5 protein-coding genes, 8 tRNA genes and 1 rRNA gene are annotated in these 6,100 nt (G+C 44.2%); all 14 read left to right on the top strand.

The window, feature by feature from the left end:
- Position 1 precedes the first annotated feature (1 nt).
- Entirely contained in the window at positions 2 to 472 is a 471-nt protein-coding gene (gene rsbW, locus JOD03_RS09770; protein ID WP_204590660.1) for an anti-sigma B factor RsbW, read from the top strand.
- Positions 450 to 1,235: an RNA polymerase sigma factor SigB gene (gene sigB / locus JOD03_RS09775; protein WP_204590653.1), complete on the top strand. Its 786-nt coding sequence runs from the start codon at positions 450 to 452 to the stop codon at positions 1,233 to 1,235. The genes rsbW and sigB overlap by 23 nt, the downstream gene beginning before the upstream one ends.
- Positions 1,232 to 1,843 (top strand): PP2C family serine/threonine-protein phosphatase, encoded by a 612-nt coding sequence (locus JOD03_RS09780; protein WP_338032463.1) that lies wholly within the window; start codon positions 1,232 to 1,234, stop codon positions 1,841 to 1,843. Before sigB ends, JOD03_RS09780 begins: the two co-directional genes overlap by 4 nt.
- 86 nt (positions 1,844 to 1,929) lie before the next feature.
- Positions 1,930 to 4,068: a Tex family protein gene (locus JOD03_RS09785; protein ID WP_204590654.1), complete on the top strand. Its 2,139-nt coding sequence runs from the start codon at positions 1,930 to 1,932 to the stop codon at positions 4,066 to 4,068.
- Between the two features lie 207 nt (positions 4,069 to 4,275).
- On the top strand, positions 4,276 to 4,743 hold the full coding sequence (locus JOD03_RS09790; protein WP_204590655.1) for a SprT family protein: 468 nt from the start codon (positions 4,276 to 4,278) through the stop codon (positions 4,741 to 4,743).
- An 88-nt stretch (positions 4,744 to 4,831) separates the two neighbouring features.
- Positions 4,832 to 4,907 (top strand) — tRNA-Asn (locus JOD03_RS09795).
- A gap of 5 nt (positions 4,908 to 4,912) precedes the next feature.
- Positions 4,913 to 4,984 (top strand) — tRNA-Glu (locus JOD03_RS09800).
- Between the two features lie 27 nt (positions 4,985 to 5,011).
- Positions 5,012 to 5,087: transfer RNA gene (locus JOD03_RS09805), tRNA-Asp, on the top strand.
- A 9-nt stretch (positions 5,088 to 5,096) separates the two neighbouring features.
- Positions 5,097 to 5,171 (top strand) — tRNA-Gln (locus tag JOD03_RS09810).
- An 11-nt stretch (positions 5,172 to 5,182) separates the two neighbouring features.
- A tRNA-Lys gene (locus JOD03_RS09815) sits at positions 5,183 to 5,258 on the top strand.
- A 71-nt stretch (positions 5,259 to 5,329) separates the two neighbouring features.
- Positions 5,330 to 5,416, top strand: a tRNA-Leu gene (locus JOD03_RS09820).
- 10 nt (positions 5,417 to 5,426) lie between these two features.
- Positions 5,427 to 5,503: transfer RNA gene (locus tag JOD03_RS09825), tRNA-Arg, on the top strand.
- Between the two features lie 31 nt (positions 5,504 to 5,534).
- Positions 5,535 to 5,608, top strand: a tRNA-Gly gene (locus JOD03_RS09830).
- Positions 5,609 to 5,787: 179 nt separating this feature from the next.
- Positions 5,788 to 6,100: ribosomal RNA gene (locus JOD03_RS09835) — 16S ribosomal RNA — on the top strand; the annotation flags it as partial.

Here is a 6,100-nt window from a genome sequence, read left to right on the forward strand (position 1 = left end):
GATGAAGCCATTTGATTACGTAGAAATACGTGTACCCGCAAAGACACAATTCGTCAGTGTGGCTCGTCTTACGATATCAGGTTTAGCCAACCGTTTAGGATTTTCGTACGATGACATTGAAGACGTGAAAATTGCAGCCTCGGAAGCTATTACAAACGCAGTGCAACATGCCTATCAAGAAAACGAAGAAGGAGAAGTCGTTATTGGATGTGCTCTATACGAGGGGAAAATGGAAATCATGGTTGCAGATCATGGAAAGAGCTTTGACTTCCAAGAAACTCGCGCGAAATTAGGGCCTTACTCAGACACGGAGGAAGTATCTTTTATGCGTGAAGGAGGCCTTGGTCTTTACCTAATTGAAACGCTCATGGATGAAGTGAAAGTTCATCATCAAGAGGGCGTGACGATCTTTATGACGAAAAACGTCGGATCTGAGCAGGTGAACGGCAATGTCGAAAACGTCTCATCATAATCAAGCTTCTAAAGAACAAGTGATGGACTGGTTAAAAGACTATCAAGCCACGCAGTCTGAAGAATCCCAAACTCAGCTTGTTCTACATTATCAACGCTTAGTTGAATCAATTGCACGAAAGTATTCAAACGGTAAGTCTCATCATGAAGATATTGCGCAAGTAGGTATGCTTGGGTTATTGGGTGCGATGAAACGATATGATGAAAATTTCGGTCGCAGCTTTGAAGCCTTTGCCGTACCTACTATTATTGGTGAAATCAAACGGTTTTTGCGTGATAAGACGTGGGCTGTTCATGTACCACGACGTATCAAAGAATTAGGACCTCGTATCCGCTCAGCTGCTGAAGAACTAACTACGCAACTCCAACGTTCTCCGCAAGTATATGAAATCGCGGAGTATCTAGAGGTAGATGTAGAAGATGTTCTAGAAGCAATGGAGATGGGCAAGAGCTACCAAGCCCTTTCAATGGACCATTCTTTAGAAGCAGATTCAGAGGGAAGTACGATTACATTGTTTGATGTGATTGGCCAAGAAGATGGCGAGTTTGAAAAGACAGATCAACGAATGCTCGTTGCAAATGCACTCCAATACCTATCCGATCGTGAAAAAGAAGTGATTCAGCTTACATACATTGAGCAGCTTAGCCAAAAAGATGCTGGTGAACGCCTGGGTATTTCGCAAATGCATGTTTCCCGTATCCAGCGTAAAGCTATCAAAAAGCTACAGGACGCTATTCTATCAGCAGGTGGAATGGACGAGTGAAGCAAATTGATTCACAAGTGATGCATGTCCGCGTATATAATGAAGCGAAAGATGGGAATCGTCTCTCAGGGGACACATATTATATCGCGGAATATCCGAATTTCTTTTTATGTGCAATCGCAGACGGCTTAGGAAATGGGCCGGTAGCTAAGGAGTCAGCAGATGTGATACCAGAGATTCTTGCCGAATATGGCGAAGAATCTATCGACTCGTTAATGGAACGTTGCAATAATGAAATGATTTATAAGCGTGGTGCTGCGGTCGCTTTAGTAAAAGTCGATTACAAGGCCAGAACACTTTCATATAGTTGCGTTGGAAACGTCAAATTTTATATGTATCAAAAAAAGTTTGATAAAATGATCTATCCGCTTCCGGTCATGGGGTATTTATCTGGTAGAAAACAATCACTACGGACTCAAACATATCCCGTCTACCCAGGCGATACTTTCCTACTGCATTCAGATGGGGTCAACATCCGTAATCCTAAAGAAATAATTCGTTCTGCACGCTCAGCTGACCATTTATACGAGCGTGTAATGACAGATATGAAGTTTGGCGACGATGCAACATTTATCGCCGGACGGCTACTTTTTCATGAAGAGGTATAGAACCTTCTGCATTTGCAGGAGGTTTTTTTGTTTGGTTCTTTCTATGGTATTCTAGGAAAGTAGTTCACTAAAAAGGACGTGACAAAATGAAAATTCATGAACAAATCGCGAAAGAACTTCAGATAAAAGCTTCTCAAGTCAGTCAAGTCATTGCGCTACTTGAAGATGCCAAAACAGTTCCGTTCATTGCACGCTATCGAAAAGAGCAGACGGGTTCTTTAGATGAAGTGCAGATTAAAGCAATTGAAGACCGCTTTGCCTATATGAATCAATTGGCTGATCGAAAGGAAGAAGTGCTACGTGTCATAGAAGAACAGGGGAAGTTGACGCAAGAACTTCGAAAACAAATTGAAGAAGCAACCGTCTTACAACGAGTAGAAGATTATTACCGTCCTTATAAACAAAAGAAGCGCACGAAAGCGACAATTGCCAAAGAACTTGGTCTCGAACCGCTCGCTACGGAGGTTTTAAAATGGCCGTCGACTACTCCTGAAAAACTAGCAGGTCCTTATGTCAAAGGGGATATAGAAACTATAGAGCAAGCTTTACAGGGAGCATCCGATATTATTGCTGAAATGATTTCGGATGATCCGGACGTTCGATCCACTTTACGGGCTTTCTACAAGCGACAGGCAAAAATAACAACAAAACTTAAAAAGGGTGCCGTCGATGAAAAAGCTGTATTCGAAATGTACTATGAGTATTCAGAAGCGGTGTCGAAAATCGTTCCACACAGAACACTCGCTATAAATCGCGGAGAAAAAGAAGACGTGTTACGTGTCGCTATCGAAGTAGATGTGGATCAAGCTGTCGCAAAAATCGGCAGTCGGTGGACACCGCCAACAAGTCATCCACTTTTCTCCTATACGCAAACTATCCTTTTAGATGCATGGAAGCGATTGATTCATCCCGCACTTGAGCGAGAAATACGAAGTGAATTAACAGAAGTGGCAGAAGCACAAGCAATCCATATCTTTGCTGAAAATCTAAAGAGTCTATTACTACAACCACCGATAAAAGGAAAAGTAGTGTTAGGTGTTGACCCAGCATTTCGAACAGGTTGTAAGTTGGCAATCATCGATGAAAACGGCAAAGTGCTCAAAATTGATGCCATCTATCCACATGCACCGATGAATAAAGTGAAAGAAGCACAGGACAAGATTATCCGTCTGTTGAAAGACTTCCCAATCTCCTTGATTGCAATTGGCAATGGGACGGCTTCACGTGAAACCGAACAGTTCATCGCAGAATGCCTTCGCATTTCCGGAAGTGATGCGGCTTATGTGATTGTCAATGAAGCGGGTGCCTCTGTCTATTCAGCATCTGAGACGGCTCGTCAGGAATTCCCTGAACTGCAAGTGGAACAACGTAGTGCGGTATCCATTGCGCGTCGACTGCAAGATCCTTTGTCAGAGCTCGTGAAAATTGAACCAAAAGCGGTTGGTGTCGGCCAATACCAACACGATGTGACGCAAAAGAAGCTGGCAGAATCCTTGCACTTTGTAGTAGAAACTGCGGTAAACCAAGTCGGAGTTGATGTAAATACAGCCTCTTCCTCACTTTTGCAATACGTTGCAGGACTATCCAAAGCAGTGGCTGAGAATGTAGTGGCTCTTCGGAACGAAACGGGAACATTTACGTCTCGTACACAACTGAAGAAAGTTCCGCGACTTGGCGCAAAGACTTATGAGCAAGCAATCGGATTCTTACGCGTACCTGAAGCAAAAAATCCGCTCGATAAAACAGCTATCCACCCTGAAAGTTACTCGGCAGCTGAGCAAATAATCAAGCAAGCGGGACTCACTTTAAAACAAATCGGAACTCCAGAAGCCCAACAAGCACTTGATGCAATTGTCTATTCCGAAGAGTTAGGAGTAGGGAAAGAAACATTTAAAGATATTGTGGATGCTTTAAAACGTCCGCAGCGTGATCCGCGAGACGCCTATCCTCAGCCTCTTCTCAAGACAGACATTTTGAAGCTTGAGGATTTGAAGCCAGGTATGGAACTTCAAGGCACTGTTCGAAATGTTGTGGATTTTGGAGCATTTGTTGACATAGGTGTAAAACAAGATGGTCTTGTCCACATTTCGAAATTAAAAAAAGGCTTCGTGCGACACCCGCTTGAAGTGGTTTCGCTAGGAGATATTGTTACGGTTTGGATTGAGGATGTGTCTATTGAAAAAGGAAGGGTCGCACTGACCATGGTTTCTCCAGAGAAGAACTAATTGTTAAAAGGCATGGATAAGACTTGGAAATAATCTCTGGTGTGGTTAGGGGAAGCGTTCCGCGGGCGCGGGCTGAGCCAAGGTCTCAGCTTCCGCTTTTGATCCCGCTGGAGTCACCCCTACCCACTTTCTATATATAGCAATTTAACATTATTTCTTTAGAAATCAGTTGTTTCCAAGCCTTATATTAAAAAAGGAGCACAAAACGTGACTGATGAACAATTACAAGTTTTAGTTGAACAGCTTTCTTTAAATTATTTTTATAAACCTTTTCGTCATACCGCTCGCTTTAATTCAAGACTCCGAACCACAGGAGGGCGCTACCTATTAATTTCTCACGACATTGAAATTAATCCACGCTATGTAAGTCACGGAAGTCTGGAGGAAGTGGAGGGGATTATCAAACACGAATTGGTTCATTACCATTTACATTTGGAAGGAAGAGGTTATAAACATGGTGATCAGGAGTTTAAACAACTATTAAAAGAAGTAGGGGCTCCTCGTTTCTGTCGAGCAATCTCGGACACAAAACAAAAGAAGAGACCTCACATACACCTGTATCGATGTCTAAAATGCAGTCAGAATTATAGTCGGAAAATTCGAATGAATACCGATAAATACAGGTGTAGCAAGTGTTCTGGTCGGTTGGAATACAGCGGAATAAAAAAACTATAAAAATATAGAGAAAAACTGTTGACCTTTTTATAAGGTGTATCTATAATAATAAAAGTCAGCTGATGACGCAGCAACAAAACAACAACATTCCGAAGTAGCTCAGTTGGTAGAGCATCCGGCTGTTAACCGGCAGGTCGCAGGTTCGAGTCCTGCCTTCGGAGCCATTCATGGCCCCTTGGTCAAGCGGTTAAGACACCGCCCTTTCACGGCGGTAACACGGGTTCGAATCCCGTAGGGGTCATTTTTCTTTTGCTTTTATACATAATGTGGTCCCGTGGTGTAGCGGTTAACATGCCTGCCTGTCACGCAGGAGATCGCGGGTTCGATTCCCGTCGGGACCGCCATTTTATTACTGGGGTATAGCCAAGCGGTAAGGCAACGGATTTTGATTCCGTCATGCCTAGGTTCGAATCCTAGTACCCCAGCCATTTCTTATAGAGAGCCATTAGCTCAGTTGGTAGAGCATCTGACTTTTAATCAGAGGGTCGAAGGTTCGAGTCCTTCATGGCTCACCATTTTCCCTTGACAGTAAGTAAGGAATTATAGTAGAATAGTGATTGTCGCATCAATCATGATTGATGACTACGCGGTCGTGGCGGAATGGCAGACGCGCTAGGTTGAGGGCCTAGTGGGGGTTAACCCCGTGGAGGTTCAAGTCCTCTCGGCCGCACCATTCAAAAATAGCGCCCGTAGCTCAATTGGATAGAGCGTCTGACTACGGATCAGAAGGTTGTGGGTTCGACTCCTGCCGGGCGCGCCAATAACTTTATTCTTACTAACATACAAACCACGCGGGTGTAGTTTAGTGGTAAAACCCCAGCCTTCCAAGCTGGTGATGAGGGTTCGATTCCCTTCACCCGCTCCAATTTATTTGAGAGCATTAAAGCTGAACATTGAAAACTGAACATGCAAGACGTTAAGATTAACCTTTCGAAGCTAACCCTCGTTAGTGGAGAAGGATATTTTTTTGGATATCGATATTGGAGTGTTTAACACTCGAATAGTATGATGCCAGCAACAAAATGAGCTTACATTAAGTTCTCTTTTATGGAGAGTTTGATCCTGGCTCAGGACGAACGCTGGCGGCGTGCCTAATACATGCAAGTCGAGCGGATGAAGGAGGAGCTTGCTCCTCCAGATTCAGCGGCGGACGGGTGAGTAACACGTGGGCAACCTGCCCTGTAGATTGGGATAACTCCGGGAAACCGGGGCTAATACCGAATAATCCACCAGACCACATGGTCCGGTGTTGAAAGGCGGCTTCGGCTGTCACTACAGGATGGGCCCGCGGCGCATTAGCTAGTTGGTGGGGTAACGGCCCACCAAGGCGACGATGCGTAGCCGACCTGAGAGGGTG

The organism is Chryseomicrobium aureum (assembly GCF_016909155.1).
Classification (GTDB): Bacteria; Bacillota; Bacilli; order Bacillales_A; family Planococcaceae; genus Chryseomicrobium; species Chryseomicrobium aureum.